This is a genomic window from Levilactobacillus sp. (genome assembly GCF_022646225.1).
Classification (GTDB): domain Bacteria; phylum Bacillota; class Bacilli; order Lactobacillales; family Lactobacillaceae; genus Levilactobacillus; species Levilactobacillus suantsaiihabitans.
Genome location: NZ_JALCJA010000001.1, coordinates 355,311 through 380,473, shown reverse-complemented (window position 1 = coordinate 380,473; position 25,163 = coordinate 355,311). Strand labels below are relative to the sequence as shown.

Sequence of the window (25,163 nt, the reverse complement as noted above, 5' to 3'; positions counted from 1 at the left end):
CCTACCGTTCGCCAAATATGGGGTGGAACGCTGGGGCGGACGATTGGTCTTGACGCCCCACTTTCAACCTTCAGTCTAGCGTAAAAACTAAAAAGGATTGTTCCCACCAACATTGGCTGGTGGGAACAATCCTTTTGTTTAGTCCTTCTTTTCGCCGGTGACATCGACGTAATGGAAATTGGGGTCGATCTCTTGGTCGAGTTTGTCGAAGGCGTCTTGCATTTGTTTTTCAATCACTGCTTGCCCTTCCTCGTTGAGCTTTAGCTTGCGATCGATGACGATCGGCGCGCCAAAGGCAATCGTTACGGGTTTACGCGAGAACAATTGCTTGAAGGTGAGCGGACCTTGATAAATGGCTGGTACCAAAGGGACACCGGCCATTTTGGCGATGACCGCCGCGCCACCCTTGAGTTCACTGGAATGCCGTGAACCGGATGGGAACATGATCAAGGACAGGTCACCTTGCCGCAAGATGCGCACGGGCGTCTTGATGGCGGAAGGCCCCGGGTGCTCACGATTTACCGGGAAACCATTGACATGTTTCAACAACCATCGGAAAATAGGGTTTTGGAACAATTCTTCTTTTGCCATAAAGCTGAACTTACGGGGGTAGGCCGCCATCGCAAAGTAGACGGGGTCAAACCAAGTGCGGTGCGGGCCCACTAAGACGTAGGGACCGTCCGGTAAGTCAGCCTGGTGAACGTAGCGGGCGCGACCGTTGATGAGAAATAGAATCGTGCAAACCACGCCACGTAGAAATTTATAAAACATGTGGTGCGCTCCTCTCGAATGAGACCATTTCATCTAGTATGCAAAAAAAACGGCACCGTTGCAAGTTATCCGTAAAAATTTTGAAAGTGGGTGGTCAAAGTGACCCTGAAACCCGATGAACGTATTGACCAGTTATATAGCCAGGATATTCAAATTATTCAAAGTCCCGAGGTCTTCGCCTTTTCGCTAGACGCGGTGCTGCTCGCCGATTTTGCCAAGCTACCGCTGCGGGCCAGTAGCCAGACCGTCGACCTGTGTGCGGGCAATGGGGCGGTGGGCCTGTTTATGAGTCACAAGACGCACGGTCACATCGCCGAGGTGGAAATCCAGCCACGGTTGGCCGACATGGCGCGGCGCAGCATTGCTCTAAATCAGCTAGACGACCAAATGACCGTGTATGAGGGGGACTTGGCGCAGGTGAATCAGTGGATCCCCAAGGATTCGGCGGACGTGGTGACCTGTAACCCACCGTACTTTGCGGATTTACCGGACAGCCAAAAAAATCCGAACCGTTACTTGGCGATTGCCCGGCACGAGATCTTGACGAACCTGGCGACCATCGTGGCTACCACCAGTGGGCTACTCAAGATGAATGGCAAGGCCTACTTCGTTCATCGGCCAGACCGGTTATTTCAACTGCTCCAGCTGATGGCGGCCAATCGACTGGCGCCCAAACGGATTCGGTTGGTCCACCCCAAGCCGGGTAAGGAAGCCAACATGGTGTTGGTCGAAGCCATTAAGGATGGCAAGCCCGGTGGCGTCCGTTTTCCCGCACCCTTGACCGTGTATGATGCTCAGGGCCACTACACGCCGGAAGTGGAGGCGTTGCTCTATGGCCACCGCTAAGGCGTATTATTTCTATGTGCTATTGTGCGCAGACAACTCACTGTATGGGGGCTTCACCACGGATGTGGCCAAACGATTTGCGACGCATTTAGCCGGTAAGGGGGCCAAATACACCAAGGTCCACCGACCGCTCAAAGTGCTCTACAGCGAGGAATTTGACAACAAACACGATGCGCTGCATGCCGAATGGGTCTTTAAACATCAGAGCCGACAACACAAATTAGCGTATTTGGCGGCACACGGAATACGTGTTTAGTGGTGCACAAGCCCCAATTTGTGTTAAACTAATTAAGTGCTTCAGAAATGAAACAGATATCTTTTTAGGAGGAACAAACTGTGAAAATTATTGCTTATGGCATTCGTGACGATGAACAACCTTACTTGAAGCAATGGTCCAAGGACCAAGGAATTGAAGTTAAGGCTGTTGGAGATCTGCTGGACGAAAAGACGGTCGATCTTGCTAAGGGCTATGACGGCGCAGTTGTCTACCAACAAAAGCCTTACACGGCGGCAGTCTTAGACAAGTTAGCCGCTAACGGGGTTACTAATCTGTCATTGCGGAACGTTGGGGTTGATAACGTTGATGCTGACGCTGTTAAGCGTAACGGCTTCAAGGTTACCAATGTCCCAGCATACTCACCAGAAGCCATCGCTGAATTAACGGTGACCCAACTGATGCGCCTGTTACGTCGGACCCCAACGTTTGATCGCAAGCAAGCCAACGGTGACCTGACTTGGGCCCCAGACATTGCTGACGAATTGAACAAGATGACTGTTGGTGTTGTGGCAACTGGTCGGATTGGCCGCGCTGCGATGAAGATCTACCAAGGCTTTGGCGCTAAGGTCATTGCTTACGATGTCTTCCACAACCCAGAACTGGAAAAGCAAGGGATCTACGTTGACTCAATGGACGAATTATACGCCCAAGCTGACGTCATTTCCTTACACGCCCCAGCAACCAAGGACAACGACAAGATGTTGAACGACGATGCCTTCAGCAAGATGAAGGATGGCGTTTGGATCTTGAACCCAGCCCGTGGTGCCCTTATCGACACTGATGCTTTGATCCGTGCCTTGGACAGCGGCAAGGTTGCCGGTGCTGCCTTGGATGTTTACGAAGACGAAGTTGGGATCTTCAACACTGACTTTGGTAGCTTCGATGCTATTCCTGACGAACGGTTGAAGAACTTGATGAAGCGCGAAAACGTGCTGGTTACGCCACACATCGCCTTCTACACCAAGACTGCCGTTAAGAACATGGTTCAATTTGCTTTGAACAACAACAAGCAATTGATCGAAACGGGCAAGGCCGAAAACGAAGTTAAGTTCTAAGCTTTGACTGACAAAGGTGATCGTTGGTCTTTGAGCGAACAATCACCATAAAAATGACCAGTCGACTGATTTTTCAGTTGGCTGGTCATTTTTTTGCTAGATGGTAAGTCGTGTTCAGTTCCTAGTCCTTGGCAGGTTATGGCTTAGATTGATGGCGTTTTTGGGGAGCGTCCGTGACAGCTTGAGGGATGCTTTTGAAATGTTAAGACGTTAACTTAGAAAGTGGTCATGCAGTAGTCGTTAATACCAACTCGATTGTTATCTGAGAAAATGGGGTGGCACGTCAGAGGGACGTTGAACTGGTTGTGGGTGTGTCGCTGCGAGACTAAACTGACTGTGAGTGTAAGGGTACATCGAACAAACCGGTTGTTATTGGCAGTCGCTACAGTAGCCGAGAGTGAAGTGAAAGTTGTGCTCAGCCGTGGGAGTTCCCTTAGCAGCTTGCTGGTTAGGAAACTGGCGTCTTTGAGACGTGTTCTGTGGCTCAAAGCGCGGGCGAGACCGCACTTTGGCTCGACCGGTCCGCCCACCGCGTTCCAGCACAACTTTCACGAAACGGCAGGCGGCCAGCTCCCACCAAAGTAGCCAAAGAAAAACTGGTGAGCTAGCATCACTGCCAACGCACCAGTCTACAAATTTAGCAATCTTATGACATTTCCGGAACTGCGGCCAGGGCCAACAAGAGGTCCTGGAGTTCCAGCGAATCCCCAACGGTTTGATCGGGAATCCAGTTGCCATTGGTTATTTCGGCGTTCCGGTGGTTAAACCAAAAGGCGTGCCAGCCGGCTTGTTTTGCGCCCTTAACGTCCATGCCGTAACAGTCACCCACGTAGGCCACTTCACTGGCACGCAGGTCTAGACGGTGGTTCATCAACGTGAAGATCTGCGGATCGGGCTTGGCCAATCCAGACTCTTCAGACGTGATGATGTTGTCGCGATCGACCCACCGGTGCATCTGCAGCTGCATCACCTTGGCCAGTTGGTGTTGCGTTTTACCATTGGTGATGATGCCCAGTTTGAACTGATCTTTCAGTTGGTCGAGGGCCGTTGACAGGCCAGGGAAGAGGCTGATGTGCTTGAGTCCTTCGGCGTAGGTCTGTTCGAAGGCCTGTGCCATGGCGGGTGTCACCGGGCCGCGGTGTTGCTGCTGCAACGTCGCGTTCAACCGGTTGACGGCCATCTCTGCGTGCGTCCAGTGACCGGCTGCCACTTGGGCGTAGGCACTGGCACTTTGACAACGGTAGTCCTGCAAGGCTTGGGTGAAATCAAACTTCTCTGAGTTGGTTACTAGTGGGGCTAAGGCGGCCATGAAAGGCGCCTTTTGGTCATAGAGCGTGTCATCGACATCGAAGACGACCGCTTTTATCATTTCGTTTCCTCCTCGTTTAATTCCTTAGCAGTTTACCATATTCAGAAAAAAAAGCCAATTTAATCCCAAACTTCGCAAATTTCGCTTGTGTTTAAGGCTGGTGTTTTGTATAATAACTTTCGGTGCGTATGCGCCAATTCACACCTCGCGTGATGACCGGAGGGGTGCTCGCTTGCGAGTTCTCCAGTCAAATGAGCGTGGGGGAGGAAATCAAAAACTATTTGGAGGCATTTTATCATGGCTGTTATTTCAATGAAACAACTGCTCGAAGCCGGTGTCCACTTTGGTCACCAAACGCGTCGCTGGAACCCTAAGATGAAGCAATACATCTTCACGGAACGTAACGGGATCTACATCATCGACTTACAAAAGACGGTGAAGTTAATCGATGCTGCTTACAACTACATGAAGGACGAAGCTGCTAAGGGCGCCGTTGTTCTGTTTGTTGGGACTAAGAAGCAAGCGCAAGACTCTATCGAAGAAGAAGCAACTCGTGCCGGTCAATTCTACGTTAACCACCGTTGGTTAGGTGGGACTTTGACCAACTGGGAAACCATCCAAACGCGGATCAAGCGTCTTAAAGATCTGAAGAAGATGGCTACTGATGGTACTTTTGATGTTCTTCCTAAGAAGGAAGTTGCCTTACTGAAGAAGTCTCAAGACAAGTTGGAACGTTTCTTAGGCGGTATCGAAGACATGCCTAAGTTACCTGACGTGATGTTCATCGTTGACCCTCGCAAGGAACAAATCGCTGTTCACGAAGCACAAAAGTTGAACATTCCGATCGTTGCCATGGTTGATACGAACACCGACCCAGACGAAATTGACGTGGTTATCCCATCTAACGATGACGCTATCCGTGCCGTTCGTTTGATCACTTCTAAGATGGCTGACGCTATCGTTGAAGGCCGTCAAGGTGAAGACCAAGTTGACGAAAAGACCTTTGAAGGCCAAAAGTCTGATGCCGCTAAGGGCGACAAGAAGACCGCTGACAACTCAATGGAAAGCATCGTTAACGCCGTTGAAGGCGACAACAAGTAATTAAATGCAAGGTTGTGGGTGACCACGACTTTCCAAATATGATTTAAAGCACCTTAGGCTGGCTTAATGTTTAGGACCGATAATGGCCTGAGATTGAGTCAGTCTTTTTTGTGCCTTGAATGAATTGATAAAAGGAGGCCATTACACATGGCAAGTAAAATCACTGCAGCACAAGTTAAAGAGTTACGGGACAAGACTCAAGTTGGGATGATGGATGCTAAGAAGGCCCTTGTTGCTTCTGAAGGCGACATGGACAAGGCCATCGACTTCTTACGTGAAAAGGGTATCGCTAAGGCCAAGAAGAAGAGCGGCAACATCGCTGCGAACGGTTTGGCTCGCGTGAAGGTTGACGGCAACACCGCAGCCATCATCGAAGTGAACTCTGAAACGGACTTCGTCGCAACCAACGACACGTTCAACGCCTTAGTTGACACGATTGCCGACACGATTGCTGACAAGCAACCCGCTGACTTGGACGCTGCTTTGGCATTACCAACTGCTGATGGCGACACCATCAACGAAGCCATTGTTAAGACGACGCAAGTAACCAGCGAAAACGTGAAGTTACGTCGTTTCGCTGTTGAAAAGAAGACGGATAGCCAAGTCTTTGGGTCTTACTTACACCAAGGTGGCCAAATCGCCGCATTGGTTGTTCTGGAAGGCGCTGACGAAGCTACGGCTAAGGACGTGGCAATGCACGTTGCTGCCATCAACCCAGAATTCGTTTCTCGCGATGACATTCCTGCCGACCGTTTGGCTCACGAACGCGAAGTCTTGAAGCAAGAAGCTTTGAACGAAGGCAAGCCTGAAAAGATCGTTGAAAAGATGGTCGAAGGTCGTTTGCACAAGTACTTGGCTGAAATCAGCTTAGCTGACCAACCATTCGTTAAAGACGGCGACCAAACTGTTAGCCAATTCGTTGCTAGCAAGGGTGGCAAGTTAGTCACCTTCGTTCGTTACGAAGTTGGTGAAGGAATCGAAAAGAAGACGGTTGACCTGGCCAAGGAAGTTCAAGACCAAATCAACGGCTAATTTTTGAAACAAAAGCGTAGATTCCGGTGAGGGACTACGCTTTTTTGTTAGGCTGATGAGCAGGGCGCGGCCGGCGAGGGCAAATATCAGCGAATTTGTAAGGAATTCACGGTTTTCGTGCTCGCTGACTATCGCTCGCCCCGCGTTTATGATAGAATTATTGTCAGAATACAATAGGAGGAAACACAATGGCGGACGTAAAGTATAAACGGATTATGCTGAAGCTCAGTGGCGAGGCTTTAGCCGGCGACAAGGGATTTGGCATCAATCCGCCAGTAATTAAAAACGTAGCGGAAGAGGTCAAGAGTGTTTACAACTTGGGCATTCAAATCGCTATTGTGGTTGGTGGCGGTAACATGTGGCGCGGCGTATCTGGCGAACAGATGGGCATGGAACGGGCCCAAGCCGACTACATTGGCATGTTAGCGACCATCATGAACGCATTGGCCCTACAAGACAACCTGGAATCCATCGGGGTGCCAACGCGGGTGCAAACTTCTATTGAAATGCGTCAGATTGCGGAACCTTACATTCGGCGCAAGGCCATTCGGCACCTGGAAAAGGAACGCGTCGTCATCTTCGCTGGGGGCACGGGTTCACCGTACTTCTCTACGGACACGACGGCCGCCTTACGGGCAGCAGAAATCAACGCCGACGCCATCTTGATGGCGAAAAACGGGGTTGACGGCATCTACTCGGCTGACCCGAACAAGGATCCTAACGCCGTGAAGTTTGACCAATTAACGCAGTTAGATATTATTAACAAGGGCCTGCACGTGATGGATACCACGGCTAGCTCACTTTCAATGGATAATGACATCCCATTTGTCGTCTTTAACTTGAACCAACCGGGCAATATCCGCAAGGTCGTTGAGGGCGAAAATATTGGGACGACAGTTAGGGGTAAATAATTATGGCTGATCAGATTGTAACAACTGCAGAAACAAAGATGAAGAAGGCGGAAGAAGCCTTAAAGCGCGAATTGGGAACGATTCGGGCCGGCCGGGCCAACGCCAGCATTTTGAACCGGGTCATGGTGGAATACTATGGGGCCGCAACGCCGTTGAACCAAGTGGCATCCATCACCATTCCAGAACCCCGGGTCTTGATGGTGACGCCTTACGATAAGTCTGCTTTGGAAGACATCGAAAAGGGCATCATGGAATCCGATGTCGGCATCACCCCAGCCAACGACGGGACGGCCATCCGTTTGGTCATTCCGCAATTGACTGAGGAACGTCGTAAGGAAATCGCCAAGCAAGTGAAGGCTACGGCCGAAGAAGGCAAGGTAGCGGTCCGTAACGTTCGGCGGGATGCCATGGACAGCATCAAGAAGGGCCACAAGAATGGCGACTACACCGATGATGACTTACACAACCTGGAAGACCAAGTCCAAAAGGTCACGGATAAGGCCATCAAGGGTGTCGATGCCATTGCGGCCGACAAAGAAAAAGAAGTTATGACCGATTAATTCACGGACAAGGAGCGCTTAAACATGGCAGAAGACAAGCAAAACAACCAAGAAGAACCAGAAAACATTGAAATCACCCCAGGTACTAAGGAATTTGGCAAGATGGTATTCCGGTTAAACAACCCGGTTAACGCCGAAAACGTGTCTATCTTGAACTACAACGGGGCGGAATTGGAAGAAATCCAAGAAGGCGTCTACGCCCAACCCGCCTTTGTAAGTGATGATTTCAACCTCTTCTTCGTGGTCACCCAATTAATTGGGGATGACTGGATCGTGGCCTTCTCTAAGGCAACCATCGAAAACGGTAACGAAATTACGGATCTCTCAGATCCATTACCAACTGGGGAAGGCTTGAACCTGTTGGGCCAAGTTAGCGCCGATGACGCCAACAACCTGTTGAGCTACTTTGGCACGTTAGCGGATGCTAAGCGTGGTGAATGGCGGTTAATTGAGTAACCGGTCAAAATTTAAGTTTTCGCTCAATTTGGGGGCCGGGATAGTTTCCCGGTCTCTTTTTTGTTATGATGAGAGGTTGTAAAGACCACAATGGAGGTGCGCCGTGTTTTCATTTTCAAATAAAAATCAAGCGACAGGTGAAGTTGAGCAGCGACAATTAGACGAGACCAACATTCCCGCTCACGTGGCCATCATCATGGATGGTAACGGTCGGTGGGCCCAACAGCGGCATTTGCCACGGATCGCGGGTCACAAGCAAGGGATGAATACCGTTAAGACGGTGGCCAAGGCGGCCAGTCATTTGGGCGTCAAGGTGTTGACGTTGTATGCCTTTTCCACGGAGAACTGGAAGCGCCCAACGGCTGAGGTCAATTACCTGATGAAGCTGCCTGTCGATTTCTTTGGGACGTTTGTGCCTGACCTAATCAAGAACAATATCCGCGTGAAGGTCATGGGATACACGGATCAATTGCCGGCAGCGACCCAACAGGCCGTCAAGGATGCGGTGGCAGACACCGCCCACTGCACGGGCATGGTGTTGAACTTTGCGCTCAACTACGGTGGCCGCGCCGAAATCGTCACGGCTGTTCAAGCGTTGGCTCAGCAGGTACAGGCCGGAAAATTAGACCCAACAGCCATTGACGATGCCGCTATCGACCGGCAGTTAATGACCCATGATTTGGGGGACTTGCGGGATCCCGACTTGTTGATTCGGACCAGTGGAGAAGAACGGCTCTCCAATTTCATGCTCTGGCAGGTCGCTTACAGCGAGTTTGTCTTCATGCAACAACATTGGCCGGACTTTGACCAAACGGCCCTAGAAGAGGCCATTTATGAGTATCAGCAGCGTCACCGGCGCTTTGGTGGGCTGACGCCTGAACCAGAGAAAAATTAAGAGGAGTTTTTAATTATGAAACAACGGGTCATTACGGCGGTTATCGCCTTGATCATCTTTATCCCCATCATTATTGCGGGGGGCATCTGGGTCGATATTGCGGCCATTGCATTAGGGTTAGTGGCGTTGTCTGAAGTCCTAATCATGCGTAAGAAATTATTGGTCAGTCCCGAAGCCTGGATCTCCGGGTTGGGCATCATTGCGGTGATTGCCCCGAACAGCTGGTGGAACTGGGTCCCCAGCTACCTGAACCCTTGGTACATCGTCTATTTATTTGTCCTGTTATTATTGTTACGGACGGTCGTGTCCAAGAACCGCTTCTCCTTTGACGATGCCGGGGTGATCACCCTGAGCATGCTCTACATTGGAATCGGGTTTCACTTCTTCATCGCCGCGCGGGGTGTGAGCCTGGTGGCGTTATTGTACGCGCTGTTTATCGTATGGACCACCGATTCCGGGGCCTACATGATTGGCCGGAAATTGGGGAAGCACAAGCTGGCTCCGCACATCAGTCCCAACAAGACCTGGGAAGGGTCGATCGGGGGAAGCCTGGTGGCCACCATTGTGGGAACGGTCTTTTGGGCGTTCTTCCCAATTGGTCATTTCAACTTGGGCATCATGATTGTCTTGACGTTGGTGTTCTCCATCGTGGGCCAATTCGGCGACCTGGTGGAGTCCGCCTTGAAGCGCTACTACGGCGTCAAAGATTCCGGCAAGATCTTACCGGGTCATGGGGGCATTTTGGACCGGTTTGATAGTTTACTGTTAGTTCTGCCAGTCATCCATTTATTCGGATTGATCTAAGTGCGGCTGTTCGCTTGCGCCGCTTAGGGTCCTTAGGGTATGCTAAGGGGCAGATGTAAAAAAACGACACGCGACTCTTAACTGAAGAAGGGACGACACCTGTGATTACAACGATTATTACCTTTATCATCGTCTTTGGGATTCTGGTCATCGTGCACGAGTTTGGGCATTTTTACTTTGCCAAACGCGGGGGCATCTTGGTGCGAGAATTCTCGATTGGGATGGGCCCCAAGCTGGTCTATCACCGGGGCAAAGACGGGACGACCTACACGCTGCGGCTGTTGCCCGTTGGTGGGTACGTCCGCATGGCGGGGGCCGAAGACGACGAAGAAGAGATCAAGCCGGGAACTCCGGTCAGTCTTTACGTCGGCGCCGATAACCAGGTCCAACGCATTAACACGAGTAAAAAGTCAACGCTGTTCAACGGCATTCCCCTGGAAGTCACCGGCACGGATCTGGAAGATGAGCTTTGGATCGAAGGGTACGAAAACGGCGACGAGTCTGAGGTTAAACGCTATCCGGTAGCCCACAACGCCACCATCATCGAGGCAGACGGCACCGAACTGCAGATTGCGCCTAAAGACGTGCAATTTCAGTCAGCCACGCTGGGACGGCGGTTGATGACCAACTTCGCCGGGCCGATGAACAACATCTTATTGGCCATTGTGACCTTCATGCTGATGTCGTTCGTGCAAGGCGGCGTGGCCATGGGGACCAACCAGATTCAGGTCGCCAGCTCACCAATTTCGGTGGCAAAGAAGGCGGGGATTCAAAACAACGATAAGATCATCGCGGTCAACGGCAAGAAGACCACCAGCTGGACGGATCTCAGCACCGCCATCCAGCCGCGGGCCAACAAGAAGACCACGGTCACCATCCAGCGCGGCAAGACGACCAAACAGGTGACCTTGACGCCGGCTGGTCAAAAGTCTAACGGCAAGACCGTGGGGATGATTGGTATCACCCAGGCGCAAGATAAGCATGTGGGCGCTATTTTAGCCTCCGGATTTACCCAGACCTGGACCATGACCAAGGCGCTCTTTGGCGCACTGTGGCACATGGTCTCCGGGCACTTTAGTCTAAACGACTTGGGCGGTCCCGTGGCCATCTTTGCCACGACCTCGCAGGCGACCCAGTATGGGGCCGTCGGGGTCTTGAACTTCCTGGCATTTCTGTCGATTAACTTGGCAATTGTCAATTTACTACCAATTCCAGCCCTGGATGGTGGTAAAATATTATTAAACTTTATTGAAGCCATCCGGCGCAAACCACTTTCCGAAAATGTGGAAGCGGCGATTACGTTGGTGGGGGTAGGGTTCTTAGTTCTCCTGATGTTGTTAGTCACGTGGAACGATATTGAACGCTACTTCATTCATTAACAAATTCGGTCGTTACGAGAAGGGAATATTTAACTATGAAACAATCGAAACTACTCATTCCAACTTTAAAGGAAGTGCCGAATGGCGCCGAAGCTCTCAGTCATCAAATGATGTTGCGGGCCGGCTACATTCGTCAGGTCACGGCGGGGGTTTACGCCTATTTGCCATTGGCCTACCGGGTCTTAACGAACATCGAGACCATTATTCGTGAAGAAATGGCTAAGATCGACGCCGTGGAAACCTTGATGCCCGCCATCTTACCGGCGAGCCTCTGGCAGGAATCTGGCCGTTACGACACGTACGGTCCCAACCTGTTCAAGTTAAAGAACCGTCACGACACTGACTTTATCTTGGGCCCCACGCACGAAGAAACCTTTACCATGTTGATTCGTGATGCCGTGAAGTCGTATAAACGTCTGCCGCTGGTGATGTATCAGATCCAGCCCAAGTACCGTGATGAAGATCGTCCCCGTTATGGATTATTGCGGGGCCGGGAATTTATCATGAAAGACGGCTATTCCTTCTCAATCAACGACGAGGACTTAAACCGCATCTATGACCAGATGGAACAAGCTTACGAAAACATCTTCGACCGGGTCGGTTTGAACTACCGGGCCATCGTGGGTGACGGTGGGGCCATGGGTGGTAAGGATTCTAAGGAATTCTCCGCCATTGCGCCAGTTGGCGAAGACACTATCGTTTACTCCGATTCTTCCGATTACGCAGCGAACCTGGAAATGGCGAAGAGCCTCTTCATCAGTAAGAAGTCTCACGCCCAGCCAGAGGACCTGCAAAAGGTGGCCACACCGGGCGCCAAGACGATTGATGAGGTCGCTGACTTCTTTGATGTGAAGTCATCAGCGTTGGTCAAGAGCATGTTGTACGTGGCGAACAAGGAACAACCCGTGATGGTCTTGGTTCGTGGCGATCACGAAGTCAACGAGACCAAGTTAAAGAACTACTTGGACGCTGATTTCTTAGACCCAGCCACACCAGAAGATGCGCAAAAGTATTTGAACGCCAACTTCGGCTCCTTGGGGCCCGTGGGCGTGGGTGAAGACGTGAAGATCTTAGCCGACCAATACGTGGGCGACATGGTCAACGTCATCGTGGGTGCCGATGAAGACGGCTACCACTACTTAAACGCCAATGCCGGGCGCGACTTTAGAGTCGATGCTTACGCGGACTTCCGTGAAGTGCAACCAGGCGACCTGTCACCAGACGGCTCCGGTGTCTTGAAGTTCACCCGCGGAATTGAAATTGGTCACATCTTCAAGCTGGGGACCCGCTATTCCGATGCCTTGGGTGCCACGGTCTTGGATGAAGGCGGTCGGCAAAAGCCCGTTGTCATGGGCTCATACGGGATCGGGGTCAGCCGGTTATTGTCTGCCATCGCGGAACAACAAGCCGATGAAAACGGGCTGGTTTGGCCACGTAACATCGCGCCGTTCGACATTCACTTGGTTCCCGTCAACCTGAAGAAGGAAGATCAAGCGAACCTGACTGCCGAATTGGAAGACGAGTTAACCGCTAAGGGGTACCGCGTCTTGACCGATGACCGGAAGGAACGTCCCGGCGTGAAGTTCGCTGACTCAGATCTGATGGGGATTCCGGTCCGCATCACGATCGGTAAAAAAGCCGGTGAAGGGATCGTTGAAATTAAGATTCGCAAGACTGGTGAGACGGTCGAAGTGATCAAAGACGAAGTCGCAAGTACCGTCGAGATTCTGTTTAAAGATATTGACTAACCTCACCGTAAGGAAGTGGGCCACAGGGCGATTAGCCGGCGAGCGTTAAGGCAGATCACTGAATGATCCGGGGCTTGGATGGTTTGGTGATCAGTTCTAAGCGAAACCGGTTGCCTGTTGGTGTACGCTTCAGCTGCGTCAAGGTGACGTGAACGAGCCTGGGAGATTTTCCCAGGCTCTTTTAGTCCCAGCTGAAGGCGAATCATTGTGACTATGCAACTTCTGACGCTAGGAGTGGTTGGTGATCGCGTCATAGCGGGAACCGGCCGCCAAATATTGGGTCAGCCGTTCGACTCAGTTTTCGGGACCTACCAGTTGCACGATGAGGTGAAGTTCACTTACAATGGCAATTGTGGGTTTTTAACCAATCCAGGCATCAAACGATTGCTGAATGCTGAGATCACCACATTGCGTCGTCTTAGCCACTTTCATTTGAGCCGCAATTATTTTAGTTAGCAACACGTTTTAAGTAACGAAAGGAGTTTCCTCGTGGACGAAGATCGCCATGCTTTATTTGAAAAATTATTACAACAACTAGATCTGAGCGCTGCTGCGGAGCAACCGTATTTCCAGACGGCCACCATTGACCGGTTGACGGTTCATGAGCAGTCCCGGCGCTGGCACTTCTTCTTGAAGTTGCCTAGTTTAATGCCGTTCACGGCTTTCGTCGATTTCCATAACCATTTACAAATGGCGTTCAAAGATATTGCGCAGGTCGAGGCCACCTTGGAAGTGGATGCCGCTGAGCTGACCAACCGGGCGCTAGGCGATTACTGGAAATGGGTCGTTGAACACAGTGGCTTGACCAGTAATCTGGTCCAAGAACTGTGTCAGTCCCAGGTGCCGGAATTAGACGCCGACAATCGGGTTTTACTCTACGCCCAAAACGAAGTGGTCAAAGACTTCTTGGCCAATCAAGCCTTGGGGCCGTTGGAAGCCACTTACCGCGATGCCGGCTTCCCCAAGTTCAACATTCGGGTGATGGTCGACGAATCCAAGTCCCAAGCCAAGATCGATGAGTTCAAGGCGCGCCAAGAAAAGACCGATGCCCAATTGGCGCAACAGGCCGCCGCGGCCATTGAAAAGGCCAACCAGAAGCGGGCCGCCCAGGGAGATACCCCGGCCGCAACGGGTCCCACGCAGATTGGGAAGACCATCAAGGGCGATCAACCGATCACGCGGATGGTCGACATCACCCAAGAGGAACGCTCCGTGGTGGTGGAAGGCTACGTCTTTGACAAGGAAGTCCGCAAGCTCCGGTCGGGTCGCCAATTGTTGACCTTGAAGATCACCGACTACACGTCCTCTTTTGCCGTGAAGAAATTCTCACGCGGTGCCGAAGACGAAGCTCAATTTGCCGGGGTCGAAGAAGGCAGTTGGGTCAAGGTGCGCGGTAGCGTGCAAGAAGACACGTACATGCACGATTTGGCGCTCAATGCCTATGACATCAACCAGGTCAAGCACGCCACGCGCCAAGACACGGCACCGGCCGATGAGAAGCGCATTGAATTACATTTGCACACGTCTATGAGCCAAATGGATGCCACCAACTCGATTGGTGATTACGTCAGTCGGGCAAAGAAATGGGGCATGCCGGCTTTGGCCATCACGGATCACGCCGACGTCCAAGGATTCCCGGCCGCATTTAATGCCGGGTCCAAGGCGGGTGTGAAGATGCTGTACGGGGTCGAGGCCAACCTGGTCGACGATGGTGTGCCGATTGGGTACAACAGTGCCCACGTGCCGCTAGACGGCGCCACCTACGTGGTCTTTGACGTGGAAACAACGGGGTTGTCCGCCATCTACGACAAGGTCATTGAACTGTCGGCCGTTAAGATGCAACACAAGAATGTGATCGACCAATTCGAAGAGTTCATCGATCCGGGGTTCCCGTTGTCCGAACAGACGACCAACCTGACCAGCATCACCGATGACATGGTGGCGGGATCCAAGTCCGAAGAAGAAGTCTTCAAGCTGTTCCGGGAATTCTGCGGCGACGCGATTATCGTCGGCCACAACGTGACGTTTGACGTCGGCTTCATGAATACCGGCTACCAGCGCCACGGCATGCCGGAAATTGCCAACCCCATCATCGATACCTTGACACTGGCACGGTTCTTGTACCCAACCCTCAAGAGCTACCGGTTGAACACGCTGGCCAAGCGTTTCCACGTCAGTCTGGAGCACCATCACCGGGCCGTTTATGATGCGGAATCGACGGGGCACTTGAACTACCTGTTCTTGAAGGATGCCGAGGACCGCTACAATATTCAGTACCACGATCAATTGAACGACCACATGACCGATAACGACGCCTATAAACACGCGCGACCGAGTCACGCCATCTTACTGGCTCAAACGCAGGCAGGTTTGAAGAATATGTTCAAGCTGGTGTCTGCTTCCAACGTCGATTACTTCTACCGCGTGCCGCGGGTGCCGCGTAGCGTGTTAGACCATTACCGCGAAGGCATTTTGGTCGGCTCAGCTTGCTCATCTGGAGAAGTCTTCACCGCCATGATGCAAAAGGGGCAGGTCGAAGCTGCGGCCAAGGCCAAGTATTACGACTATCTGGAAGTGCAACCCAAGGCGGCTTACCAACCCCTGATTGATTCCGGCTTGATCGCCGATGAGGCCAATCTGGAAGAGATTGTGGGCAACATGGTCAAGCTGGGCCATGACCTCGATAAGCCCGTCGTGGCAACCGGTGACGTCCACTACCTGGATCCGGAAGACTTCATTTACCGTAAAATCCTGATCCACTCACAGGGGGGCGCCAACCCGTTGAACCGGCAAGAATTGCCCGATGCGCATTTCATGACGACCAACGAGATGCTCGACGACTTTGCCTATCTGGGGGAGGACACGGCTAAGGAAATCGTGGTTACCAACACGCACAAAATTGCCGACGAGATCGACGAGGTCCATCCATTGAAGGACAAGCTGTACACGCCGCGCATGGAGGGGGCCGAAGACGAAATTCGTCAACGGACCATGGACACCGCGCACGCGTGGTATGGTGATCCGCTACCAGAACTGGTGCAACACCGGGTCGACCGGGAGTTGAAGTCGATCATTGGTAACGGGTTCTCCGTGATTTATTTGATTGCCCAACGGCTGGTAGCTAAGTCCAATAAGGACGGGTACTTGGTTGGGTCCCGGGGGTCGGTCGGCTCCAGTGTGGTCGCCACGTTTACCGGAATTACCGAAGTGAACCCCTTGCCACCACACTATCGGTGCCCCAACTGCCAGTATTCTCACTTCTACACCAAAGGGGAATACAGCTCGGGATACGATTTGCCCGAAAAGAAGTGCCCGAAGTGTGGCACTTTGATGATCGGCGACGGTCACAACATTCCGTTCGAAACGTTCTTAGGGTTCAAGGGAAACAAGGTCCCCGATATTGATTTGAACTTCTCCGGGGACTACCAACCTATTGCGCATAACTACACCAAGGTCTTGTTCGGTGAGAAGAACGTGTACCGGGCCGGAACGATTGGGACCGTGGCCGACAAGACCGGTTACGGCTACGTGAAGGCCTACGAGCGCGATACCGAGCAGAACCTGCGTGGCGCCGAGGTCGACCGGCTGGCCAAGGGGGTAACCGGGGTCAAACGTAACACCGGCCAACACCCCGCGGGGATCATTGTTGTGCCAGACTACATGGACATTTATGACTTTACGCCGATCCAGTATCCGGCTGATGACCAAAATGCGGCTTGGCAAACGACCCACTTCGATTTCCACTCGATCCATGATAATATTTTGAAAATCGATATTCTGGGACATGATGACCCGACCATGATCCGGACCCTGCAAGATTTGTCTGGGGTCGATCCGCAAACGATTCCGATGGATGATCCTGGTGTTATGGCGCTGTTCTCCGGAACGGATTCCTTGGGAGTCACGCCCGAACAGATTCAATCCAAGACCGGGACGCTGGGAGTTCCCGAATTTGGGACGCGTTTTGTCCGGGGGATGTTGGAAGAAACCAACCCGCAGAACTACTCGCAACTACTCCAAATCTCCGGTCTGTCTCACGGGACCGACGTGTGGTTGGGTAACGCCGAAGAGCTGATCAAAAACGGGACGGCCACCATCGCCAACGTGATTGGGTGCCGGGATAACATCATGACCGACTTGATCAACTTCGGCTTGGATTCCGAAACGTCCTTCCAAGTCATGGAACACGTGCGGAAGGGCCGGGGGATCCCGGACGAATGGCAAGAAAAAATGAAGCAAACGGACTGCCCGGACTGGTACATTGATTCTTGCTTAAAGATCAAATACATGTTCCCGCGGGCCCATGCCGCGGCATACGTGCTGATGGCCTTACGGGTGGCCTACTTCAAGGTCTACTTCCCGATCATTTACTACGCCGCATACTTTTCCGTGCGGGCCGACGACTTTGACGTCGTGGCTATGGCCCAAGGGAAAACGGCGGTCAAGGCGGCCATGAAGGCCATCAATGACCAGGGTATGGACGCTTCCGCTAAGGACAAGAACCTTTTGACGGTGTTGGAATTGGCCAACGAAATGCTGGAACGGGGCTTTAAGTTCAAGATGATCGACCTGGAGCGGTCCGACGCTGCTGATTGGATCATTGACGGTGACACCCTGATTGCGCCATTCCAGGCCGCACCTGGCTTGGGATTGAACGTAGCCAAGCAGATTGTGGCGGCCCGTAACGACCGGCCATTCATCTCCAAAGAAGACCTGGCCAAACGGGGGAAGGTCTCCAAGACCATCATTGACTTCATGACGGAAAACGGCGTGCTGAAGGGCTTGCCGGATGAAAATCAGTTGAGTTTGTTTGATGATATGATGTAATAAAGAGTGGGCCAACAGGCGCTTAGCTGGCGAGCATTAACGCTGCTAGGCGGATAATCCGGTTTGGGGATTATTTGCCTAGCAGTGTTAAGCGGAACCAGCTGCCTGTTGGTCCACGTTTCGGCCATTTAAAATTGGTGCAAAAGAGGTGAGGACTACGGTCCTGGCCTCTTTTTGTCTCTTTCGGCTGAAGGTTGAAAGGCGAAAATCAACTGAAACCATTGTTATCATGCGACTTATGACATCAAAAATAGTCATTTACAGCCTCACAATGAGAACTGGCCGCCTACCGTTCGCCAAATATGGGTTGGAACGCTGGGGCGGACGGGTCGAGCCAAAGGACGGTCTCGACACCTCGCTTTGAGCCGAAGAACACGTCTCAAAGACGCCAGTTGTCTAAGCGGCATGAACCGCGCCGCTAAGGCAACTCCCACGGCTGAACCCATATTTTGCGAACTCCCGGCTACGGTAGTACGTGTCAGTAACAGTCGTCTTAACCCCAGATAGCGGCTACATTGACGACTAGTCAGTGCTGCTGATAGACGTCAACCTTGCCGGAGGCAGCCAGGGTGGAGCCAGCTGTGTCGGCGGTGTTGGCTGAGGTTTTGTCTCAGCCTACAGCGCGGGACGACTTGAGAGACTGGCCGATTTTGCCAGGCTTTCAAGCGAACCGGAAGACCGCTTCTCAGGCTGGAGGTGTTCCCCAGAGCAGGCGGAACCCTGGCTGACGTAGGCACCTGGTTTAGCCAATTTTAGGTGTCAGAACACCGTCATCACGGTAATTAGTGCGTTAATTTCACTTTCAACCTTCAGTCTTTCGGAAAAGGGTAAGTAGAATTACCACGTTGCGGGCTGAAACGACCGCGTTTTTGCTCCTAGAATTGGTGAAACCAGGTGCCTGCGTCAGTCTGGAATCCTGCTTTGGGGGATGGCCTGGATAGGGGTTACCAACTCATAATGAACTGATTTCCGTTACGACCAACGCGTCATTCCCTTAGTCAGTAGCTAGATAGTTCAGTCACTGACTAATGATTACCCGTGATCACCCCCGCCAAATCAGCGTTTAACCCAGGGAAAATAGCCGGTTGTAAGCTAACCGCCGATTAACCGGATTAGCGTCATGGAAACGCTTACAAAACAGTTGAGATATGTTATACTTGAACCAAGGAAACGTAAACCATAAATAAACTTTAGCGAAAGCGGGTGTTCACCATGTTACGGCGGTTCGTGCGGTTACCAGATGGGTGGATTTTTCTGGCAGGTTATTGTTTGATTGGCTTAGGTTACATTTTGTTCGGTACATTGGCGAGCGTGGGGGAAGCTACCTTTTTGGCTATGATCCTGGCGTACTTCGTGGTGGCATTCGTGCTGACCGTGATTAAGACGATCAGCCTGCGGTCCATGTCGACGACTCGCCTGAATTTCTTGGTTTTTGAGTTTATTACCATCGTGGGATTTGTTTTATTACTGTTAACTTGTGAGGCCTAGGCGGCAGAACGGTTGCAATCTCGGGGTTAGTGTAGTATTGTAGTACTTGTAGTTAAACTCGTTTTTTAAATGAGTGAGCAGTCAATGCTCACTCTTTTTAATGGATAAATGTAGGAGGCGGAATTCTTTGAGTACTGTCGTCGAGACCGTGACGGCCTTAGCCCAGCCAATCGTGGCGCATCATCAGTTTGAATTAGTTGACGTTGAATTTGTCAAGGAAGGCAAGAGTTGGTACCTGCGGCTCTACATCGATAAGCCCGGGGGCATCAACATTGAAGAATGTGCGATGGTCAGCGATGAGGTGTCTGAGAAATTAGACAGCCTCGATCCTGATCCCATTCCTCAAGCCTATTTCTTAGAAGTATCCTCACCGGGTGCTGAACGACCACTGAAGAAACCAGCTGATTTTGAAAAAGCCGTGGGGGATTACATCCACGTGTCCCTTTACCAAAAGATTGGTAACAGCAAGGTTTACGAAGGAACGTTGGACTCACTGAGCGCTGACAGCATGGAATTGACCGTGAATCTGAAGGGTCGCATCAAGACCTTGACGATTCCACGCGATGCCATTGCCCAAGCCCGGTTAGCCATCAAGTTCTAAATAAGGAGCGAAACAACACATGAGTAAAGAATTATTGGGTGCCTTAGACGTTCTGGAAACGGAAAAAGGCATCGACAAGCAAATCGTCATTGACGCGCTCGAAGCAGCATTGGTGTCTGCATACAAGCGGAACTATGACCAAGCCCAAAACGTGGAGGTCAACTTCGACCAACGTAAGGGTGACATTCACGTTTTTGCCGTGAAGAAAGTCGTTGACCAAGTCTATGATTCTCGGCTGGAAGTCAGCTTGGATGAAGCACTGACCATCAACAAGGGCTACGAAATTGGGGATGACATCAAGTTTGAAGTCACGCCTAAGAACTTCGGTCGGATCGCTGCACAGACGGCCAAGCAAGTCATCTTGCAACGGGTCCGTGAAGCGGAACGCAACATCATTTACAACCAATACAGTCAATACGAAAACGAAATCGTGACTGGGGAAGTTGAACGCCAAGATTCACGGTTCGTTTACGTGAGCTTAGGTAAGGTCGAAGCCGTTATGGGTCGTCAGGATCAAATGCCAAACGAAACTTACCGGATCCACGACCGCATCAAGGTTTACGTGACCCGGGTCGAAAATGCCACCAAGGGTCCGCAAGTCTTTGTCAGCCGGACGCACGCCGATTTATTGAAGCGATTGTTTGAACAAGAAGTCCCAGAAGTTTACGATGGGACTGTGGAGATCATGGCAATTGCTCGTGAAGCTGGCGACCGGGCCAAGGTAGCAGTTCGCTCCAACAACCCCGATATCGATCCTGTGGGAACCACTGTGGGACCACGGGGGCAACGGGTCCAAACCATCGTCAACGAACTCGGTGGTGAGAACATGGATATCGTGGAATGGACCGATGACGAAGCCAAGTTCATTGCCAACGCCTTGAACCCCGCCGAAGTCTTGGATGTCATCTTTGATCCGAACAACGAACGCGCTTGCGAAGTCGTTGTGCCGGATTACCAGTTGTCCTTAGCCATTGGGAAGCGGGGCCAAAATGCCCGTTTAGCCGCTAAGTTGACCGGTTATAAGATCGATATCAAATCAGAATCCGAAGCATCTGCTATAATGGAAGCTGATCAGGCCGCTGACGAGACTGCCAGCGATGACAGTGCCGCGGATGCACCAGTGGCAGACGACACGACCACTGACACTGCCAGTGACGAAACGCTAGATGATGCCACTACGGCCGCAACGCCTGAAGATGCTGCGGACACGACTGATGATGGCGCATCATCGACCGCTGACGTTGCCAGCGACGCAACTACTGACACGACTGATAACGGCGACGACGCCGAATAGCGTTGTGCTAAAGGAGGGTTAGGTCCATGAAACAACGGAAGATCCCCATGCGCAAGGATATTGTGACTGGGGAAATGGCACCGAAGAAGCAATTGGTCCGGGTCGTCCGGAACCAAGCGCAAGAGGTCAGCATTGATCCGACCGGTAAGCAGTCCGGTCGGGGCGCATACATTAGTTTGGATGTCGCCATTGCCCAAAAGGCCAAGAAGGAACGGACCTTTGACCACGCCTTTGGTGTCAAGATCGATGACCAATTTTACGACGATTTGATTGCGTACGTTGATCATCAACAAGCGCGGCGGGAATTATTTGACAATGACTAATTTCGAGCGCGCTTTACAATTATTAGGATTGGCGCGGCGAGCAGGTAAACTGGTCACCGGTGAATCCTTTGTCCTAGCCGCTGTGCGGGATCACACGGCACGACTGGTATTTTTAGCCAGTGATGCCGGTAAGAGTAGCCAAAAGCAATTCCGCGATAAGACAGCGAGCTATGACGTGCCATTGAATGAATCATTTACCAAAGACCAGCTGAGCACGGCCATCGGGTCGGCGCGCACGGTCATTGCAATTACTGATCCGGGATTTGTCCGGAAGTTACAACAATTACTTGAGTAGCCACCTGACGTTCTCGTGATCGGTAGAATATGAAGGAGTGTGAAGATATGGGGAAGAAGCGAATCTATGAACTCGCCAAAGAAATTAACGTCTCCAGTAAACAGATCATCGACAAGGCCGCTGAAAAGGGCTTTCCGGTGAAAAACCACATGTCAACGCTCGGCGAGAACGAAGAACGTCAGTTACGGGCTGCTTTTCAGTCCCACGGGAAGACCCAGTCGCACCCCGAAAAGGTGCAAGCGGCTCGGCCGGCTCGAACCGGTAACCAAACGGACCACGCCACCACGCACAAGCGGGAGACGGGTCAGTCACAGACCACTGCCGGTCGCAATCAGCAGCAGAACCATGCTGGAAATGATAGCCATCGGCAGCAGCAAACTGCCAATGGTAACCGGAACCATAACAATGGTAATGGGGGCAGTAATCAGAATCACCGTAACAACAATAAAAATAACAGCCAGGCTGGAAGTCATCGTGAACAACACAATTCCGGCACCGGCAGATTTGGTGGAAGCTTGAATAATAATACAAACAATAGTAACGGCCGGCGTGGTAGCAACAATGGCAACAGTCGTGGGAGCCGGAATAACCGGAACAACCGCAATAACCGCCGCCGTAATAACAACAATAATAATCGTTACAAGAAGAATCAACGGATTAAAGACACGAACCAGCACAAGGGTGCGCCAGAACGGAAGAACAAGGCTTTACCAGAAGTCTTAGTCTATAGTGATGGTATGAACGCCCAAGACCTGGCCAAGATCTTACACCGTTCTTCAGCTGAAATCGTGAAGAAGCTCTTCATGTTGGGCGTCATGGTCAACCAAAACCAATCCCTGGATAAGGATACGATTGAAATTCTGGCCGACGACTACGGCATCCAAGCCAAGGAAAAGGTTGAAGTCGACGTTTCCGATATCGATAAGGCCTTCGACGCGGAAATGGCCAACAAGGATCACCAAGTTTCACGGGCTCCCGTCGTCACGATCATGGGGCACGTTGACCACGGGAAGACGACCTTGCTGGACCACTTGCGGCATTCACACATTACCGAGGGTGAAGCCGGGGGGATCACGCAAGCCATTGGGGCTTACCAAGTCCACTACAATGACAAGCTGATCACCTTCTTGGATACCCCAGGACACGCGGCCTTTACCGAAATGCGGGCGCGTGGTGCGGAAATCACCGACATCACCGTGCTGGTGGTTGCGGCCGACGATGGGGTCATGCCACAGACCATCGAAGCCATTCACCATGCCAAGGCTGCTGGTACGCCAATCATCGTGGCGGTCAACAAGATCGATAAGCCGGGCGCTAACCCGAACCACGTGATGGAACAGTTGACGGAATACGAATTGATTCCTGAAGACTGGGGTGGTGACACCATCTTCGTTGAAATCTCCGCGAAGTTTGGCAAGAACATCGACGAATTGCTCGACATGATCTTGTTACAAGCCGAAGTGCTGGAATTAAAGGCCAACCCTGAACAAAACGGTGCCGGGAGTGTCATCGAAGCCCGTTTGGATCAAGGTAAGGGTTCCGTTGCCACGCTGTTGGTTCAACAAGGGACCTTACATGTCGGTGACCCAATCGTTGTCGGCAACACCTTTGGGCGGGTCCGGACGATGGTCAACGAACGTGGTCGGCGCATCAAGGACGCCGTGCCATCAACGCCTGTTGAGATTACGGGGTTAAACGACGTGCCAGAAGCCGGGGACCGGTTCGTGGTCTTCAATGATGAAAAGACGGCGCGGGCTGCCGGTGAAGAACGGGCCAAGGAAGCCTTGGTCAAGGAACGCCGCAACACCAGCCACGTCACGTTGGACAACCTGTTTGATTCCCTTAAGGAAGGCGAAATGAAGGAAGTTGACGTCATCATCAAGGCTGACGTTCAAGGTTCCGTTGAAGCCTTAGCTGGGAGTCTGAAGAAGATCGATGTTTCCGGTGTCCGGGTCAACATCATTCACTCTGCCGTAGGGGCCATTAACGAAAGTGATGTCACCTTAGCGGAAGCTTCAGATGCCATCATCATCGGGTTCAACGTGCGGCCAACGCCACAAGCACGGGCCCAAGCCGACAGCGACAAGGTCGACATTCGGCTGCACAACGTCATCTACAACGCCATCGATGAAATCGAAACGGCGATGAAGGGGATGCTGGAACCGACCTACGAAGAACAAGTCATTGGCCAAATCGAAGTGAAGGATATCTTCCATGCTTCTAAGGTCGGGACAATCGTCGGTGGGATGGTTACCGAAGGCTACGTGACCGCTGACAGCGACGTGCGCTTAATTCGTGACGGCGTGGTCATTTACGAAGGTAAGTTAGGTAGCTTGAAGCGTTTCAAGGACGACGTCAAGCAAGTTAAGATGGGTTATGAATTAGGGTTAACTATCGAGAACTATAACGACATCAAGGTAGGCGACGTGATCGAAGCCTACGTGATGAAGGAAGTTCCCGTTAAATAAATAATCGGAGGCAACTGTCATGGCACAATATCGAGTTGGCCGGTTGGAACAAGAAATCCAACGGGAAGTTACGGATATTCTCCTCAAACGGGTCCGCGATCCACGGGTCGAGGGCGTGACCGTTACTGGGGTAGAAGTTACCGGTGACTTACAACAGGCAACGATTTACTACAGTATCTTATCCGATAAGGCGTCATCCGCAGAAAAGACCCAACAAGGATTGGACAAGGCGACAGGCCTGATCCGTTCCGAACTGGGTTCTCGCCTGAGCATCTACAAGACGCCAGAATTGACGTTTGAACAAGATTCCTCAGTGCGCTACGGTAGCCACATCGATGAACTGTTAAATGAATTACACCACCGCGAGTAATCGGGGTAGGCGAGGTGTTGGTCAGCGATGGCCAGCACCTTTTTTGGGTCAGCTTGGCGGCAAGATTAGTCACATCCCGTTAGTCTGTGGTAAAATATAGGCTATTCTGTGCGATGACAGCTGAAGGGTGAAAGACGAAAGTCAGCTGGAACTACTGTCGTCGTGTGCGTCATGACGTCAAAAATAGTCGGTTTCAGTCTCACAATGCGAACTGGCCGGCTAAGGTAGTACTTGCCAGTAACAGGCGTCTTAACCCCAGGTAGTCGCTGCATTGACGGTTAGTCTTTCATTAACACAGTGTTGCCGATAGCCGTCAATTTGCCGGAGGCAGCCAGGGATGGCCCCATCTGGGT

At 51.8% G+C, this 25,163-nt stretch carries 22 protein-coding genes; 20 read left to right on the top strand and 2 right to left on the bottom strand.

Annotated features, from left to right (window positions below; translation table 11 throughout):
- Nucleotides 1-138: 138 nt before the first annotated feature.
- Complete coding sequence (locus LKH74_RS01820) at nucleotides 139-771, bottom strand: lysophospholipid acyltransferase family protein (RefSeq protein ID WP_135368090.1); 633 nt, start codon at nucleotides 769-771, stop codon at nucleotides 139-141.
- Nucleotides 772-861: 90 nt separating this feature from the next.
- Between LKH74_RS01820 and LKH74_RS01815 the strand changes: the two genes are divergently transcribed.
- From LKH74_RS01815 to LKH74_RS01805, 3 genes are all read left to right on the top strand, one after another.
- Nucleotides 862-1,617, top strand: a complete 756-nt coding sequence (locus tag LKH74_RS01815; RefSeq protein ID WP_287707825.1) for a tRNA1(Val) (adenine(37)-N6)-methyltransferase — start codon at nucleotides 862-864, stop codon at nucleotides 1,615-1,617.
- A complete protein-coding gene (locus tag LKH74_RS01810; RefSeq protein WP_287707827.1) occupies nucleotides 1,604-1,873 on the top strand; it encodes a GIY-YIG nuclease family protein in 270 nt (89 codons plus the stop codon). Before LKH74_RS01815 ends, LKH74_RS01810 begins: the two co-directional genes overlap by 14 nt.
- Nucleotides 1,874-1,953: 80 nt before the next feature.
- Nucleotides 1,954-2,949 (top strand): D-2-hydroxyacid dehydrogenase, encoded by a 996-nt coding sequence (locus LKH74_RS01805; protein ID WP_135368087.1) that lies wholly within the window; start codon nucleotides 1,954-1,956, stop codon nucleotides 2,947-2,949.
- Between the two features lie 646 nt (nucleotides 2,950-3,595).
- On the opposite strand, the gene LKH74_RS01800 is transcribed toward LKH74_RS01805, so the two are convergent.
- Nucleotides 3,596-4,318 (bottom strand): HAD family hydrolase, encoded by a 723-nt coding sequence (locus LKH74_RS01800; RefSeq protein ID WP_287707828.1) that lies wholly within the window; start codon nucleotides 4,316-4,318, stop codon nucleotides 3,596-3,598.
- A gap of 237 nt (nucleotides 4,319-4,555) precedes the next feature.
- On the opposite strand from LKH74_RS01800, the gene rpsB reads away from it, so the two are divergent.
- The 17 genes from rpsB to rbfA all read left to right on the top strand — a co-directional run bounded on the left by rpsB (nucleotide 4,556) and on the right by rbfA (nucleotide 24,810).
- The gene (gene rpsB, locus LKH74_RS01795; protein ID WP_135368085.1) at nucleotides 4,556-5,359 is read left to right on the top strand and encodes a 30S ribosomal protein S2; all 804 of its coding nucleotides are present in this window, start codon (nucleotides 4,556-4,558) and stop codon (nucleotides 5,357-5,359) included.
- A 147-nt stretch (nucleotides 5,360-5,506) separates the two neighbouring features.
- Nucleotides 5,507-6,391, top strand: a complete 885-nt coding sequence (tsf, locus tag LKH74_RS01790; protein ID WP_125575911.1) for a translation elongation factor Ts — start codon at nucleotides 5,507-5,509, stop codon at nucleotides 6,389-6,391.
- 188 nt (nucleotides 6,392-6,579) lie between these two features.
- Nucleotides 6,580-7,302, top strand: a complete 723-nt coding sequence (gene pyrH, locus LKH74_RS01785; protein WP_135368084.1) for a UMP kinase — start codon at nucleotides 6,580-6,582, stop codon at nucleotides 7,300-7,302.
- 2 nt (nucleotides 7,303-7,304) lie between these two features.
- Entirely contained in the window at nucleotides 7,305-7,862 is a 558-nt protein-coding gene (frr, locus tag LKH74_RS01780) for a ribosome recycling factor (RefSeq protein ID WP_135368083.1), read from the top strand.
- A gap of 24 nt (nucleotides 7,863-7,886) precedes the next feature.
- Nucleotides 7,887-8,318 carry a hypothetical protein gene (locus tag LKH74_RS01775; protein WP_135368082.1) on the top strand — a complete coding sequence of 144 codons (432 nt, stop codon included), beginning with the start codon at nucleotides 7,887-7,889 and terminating at the stop codon, nucleotides 8,316-8,318.
- A 103-nt stretch (nucleotides 8,319-8,421) separates the two neighbouring features.
- Entirely contained in the window at nucleotides 8,422-9,213 is a 792-nt protein-coding gene (locus tag LKH74_RS01770; protein ID WP_287707829.1) for an isoprenyl transferase, read from the top strand.
- A 15-nt stretch (nucleotides 9,214-9,228) separates the two neighbouring features.
- A complete protein-coding gene (locus LKH74_RS01765; protein WP_135368080.1) occupies nucleotides 9,229-10,017 on the top strand; it encodes a phosphatidate cytidylyltransferase in 789 nt (262 codons plus the stop codon).
- A 101-nt stretch (nucleotides 10,018-10,118) separates the two neighbouring features.
- Nucleotides 10,119-11,396 carry an RIP metalloprotease RseP gene (rseP, locus tag LKH74_RS01760; RefSeq protein WP_135368079.1) on the top strand — a complete coding sequence of 426 codons (1,278 nt, stop codon included), beginning with the start codon at nucleotides 10,119-10,121 and terminating at the stop codon, nucleotides 11,394-11,396.
- Nucleotides 11,397-11,431: 35 nt separating this feature from the next.
- Nucleotides 11,432-13,144 carry a proline--tRNA ligase gene (locus tag LKH74_RS01755; RefSeq protein ID WP_135368078.1) on the top strand — a complete coding sequence of 571 codons (1,713 nt, stop codon included), beginning with the start codon at nucleotides 11,432-11,434 and terminating at the stop codon, nucleotides 13,142-13,144.
- Nucleotides 13,145-13,633: 489 nt separating this feature from the next.
- Nucleotides 13,634-17,971 carry a PolC-type DNA polymerase III gene (locus LKH74_RS01750; protein WP_287707830.1) on the top strand — a complete coding sequence of 1,446 codons (4,338 nt, stop codon included), beginning with the start codon at nucleotides 13,634-13,636 and terminating at the stop codon, nucleotides 17,969-17,971.
- Between the two features lie 1,212 nt (nucleotides 17,972-19,183).
- Nucleotides 19,184-19,459: a hypothetical protein gene (locus LKH74_RS01745; RefSeq protein ID WP_287707831.1), complete on the top strand. Its 276-nt coding sequence runs from the start codon at nucleotides 19,184-19,186 to the stop codon at nucleotides 19,457-19,459.
- A 127-nt stretch (nucleotides 19,460-19,586) separates the two neighbouring features.
- Entirely contained in the window at nucleotides 19,587-20,060 is a 474-nt protein-coding gene (rimP, locus tag LKH74_RS01740) for a ribosome maturation factor RimP (protein ID WP_135368075.1), read from the top strand.
- Between the two features lie 19 nt (nucleotides 20,061-20,079).
- Nucleotides 20,080-21,354, top strand: coding sequence for a transcription termination factor NusA (gene nusA / locus LKH74_RS01735; protein ID WP_287707832.1), 1,275 nt, complete (start codon nucleotides 20,080-20,082; stop codon nucleotides 21,352-21,354).
- Nucleotides 21,355-21,380: 26 nt separating this feature from the next.
- On the top strand, nucleotides 21,381-21,677 hold the full coding sequence (gene rnpM / locus LKH74_RS01730; protein ID WP_135368073.1) for an RNase P modulator RnpM: 297 nt from the start codon (nucleotides 21,381-21,383) through the stop codon (nucleotides 21,675-21,677).
- Nucleotides 21,670-21,972: a L7Ae/L30e/S12e/Gadd45 family ribosomal protein gene (locus LKH74_RS01725; protein WP_135368072.1), complete on the top strand. Its 303-nt coding sequence runs from the start codon at nucleotides 21,670-21,672 to the stop codon at nucleotides 21,970-21,972. Before rnpM ends, LKH74_RS01725 begins: the two co-directional genes overlap by 8 nt.
- A 47-nt stretch (nucleotides 21,973-22,019) precedes the next feature.
- A complete protein-coding gene (infB, locus tag LKH74_RS01720; RefSeq protein WP_287707833.1) occupies nucleotides 22,020-24,440 on the top strand; it encodes a translation initiation factor IF-2 in 2,421 nt (806 codons plus the stop codon).
- Nucleotides 24,441-24,459: 19 nt separating this feature from the next.
- On the top strand, nucleotides 24,460-24,810 hold the full coding sequence (gene rbfA, locus LKH74_RS01715) for a 30S ribosome-binding factor RbfA (RefSeq protein ID WP_125575896.1): 351 nt from the start codon (nucleotides 24,460-24,462) through the stop codon (nucleotides 24,808-24,810).
- The last annotated feature ends 353 nt before the right edge of the window (nucleotides 24,811-25,163 follow it).

What these genes read in the sequence shown, in the direction of transcription:
- LKH74_RS01820 (WP_135368090.1), bottom strand. Translation starts at nt 771, where the DNA reads ATGTTTTATAAATTTCTACGTGGCGTGGTTTGCACGATTCTATTTCTC.
- LKH74_RS01810 (WP_287707827.1), top strand. Translation starts at nt 1,604, where the DNA reads ATGGCCACCGCTAAGGCGTATTATTTCTATGTGCTATTGTGCGCAGAC.
- LKH74_RS01800 (WP_287707828.1), bottom strand. Translation starts at nt 4,318, where the DNA reads ATGATAAAAGCGGTCGTCTTCGATGTCGATGACACGCTCTATGACCAA.
- rpsB (WP_135368085.1), top strand. Translation starts at nt 4,556, where the DNA reads ATGGCTGTTATTTCAATGAAACAACTGCTCGAAGCCGGTGTCCACTTT.
- tsf (WP_125575911.1), top strand. Translation starts at nt 5,507, where the DNA reads ATGGCAAGTAAAATCACTGCAGCACAAGTTAAAGAGTTACGGGACAAG.
- pyrH (WP_135368084.1), top strand. Translation starts at nt 6,580, where the DNA reads ATGGCGGACGTAAAGTATAAACGGATTATGCTGAAGCTCAGTGGCGAG.
- frr (WP_135368083.1), top strand. Translation starts at nt 7,305, where the DNA reads ATGGCTGATCAGATTGTAACAACTGCAGAAACAAAGATGAAGAAGGCG.
- LKH74_RS01775 (WP_135368082.1), top strand. Translation starts at nt 7,887, where the DNA reads ATGGCAGAAGACAAGCAAAACAACCAAGAAGAACCAGAAAACATTGAA.
- LKH74_RS01765 (WP_135368080.1), top strand. Translation starts at nt 9,229, where the DNA reads ATGAAACAACGGGTCATTACGGCGGTTATCGCCTTGATCATCTTTATC.
- LKH74_RS01755 (WP_135368078.1), top strand. Translation starts at nt 11,432, where the DNA reads ATGAAACAATCGAAACTACTCATTCCAACTTTAAAGGAAGTGCCGAAT.
- LKH74_RS01745 (WP_287707831.1), top strand. Translation starts at nt 19,184, where the DNA reads ATGTTACGGCGGTTCGTGCGGTTACCAGATGGGTGGATTTTTCTGGCA.
- nusA (WP_287707832.1), top strand. Translation starts at nt 20,080, where the DNA reads ATGAGTAAAGAATTATTGGGTGCCTTAGACGTTCTGGAAACGGAAAAA.
- rnpM (WP_135368073.1), top strand. Translation starts at nt 21,381, where the DNA reads ATGAAACAACGGAAGATCCCCATGCGCAAGGATATTGTGACTGGGGAA.
- LKH74_RS01725 (WP_135368072.1), top strand. Translation starts at nt 21,670, where the DNA reads ATGACTAATTTCGAGCGCGCTTTACAATTATTAGGATTGGCGCGGCGA.
- infB (WP_287707833.1), top strand. Translation starts at nt 22,020, where the DNA reads ATGGGGAAGAAGCGAATCTATGAACTCGCCAAAGAAATTAACGTCTCC.
- rbfA (WP_125575896.1), top strand. Translation starts at nt 24,460, where the DNA reads ATGGCACAATATCGAGTTGGCCGGTTGGAACAAGAAATCCAACGGGAA.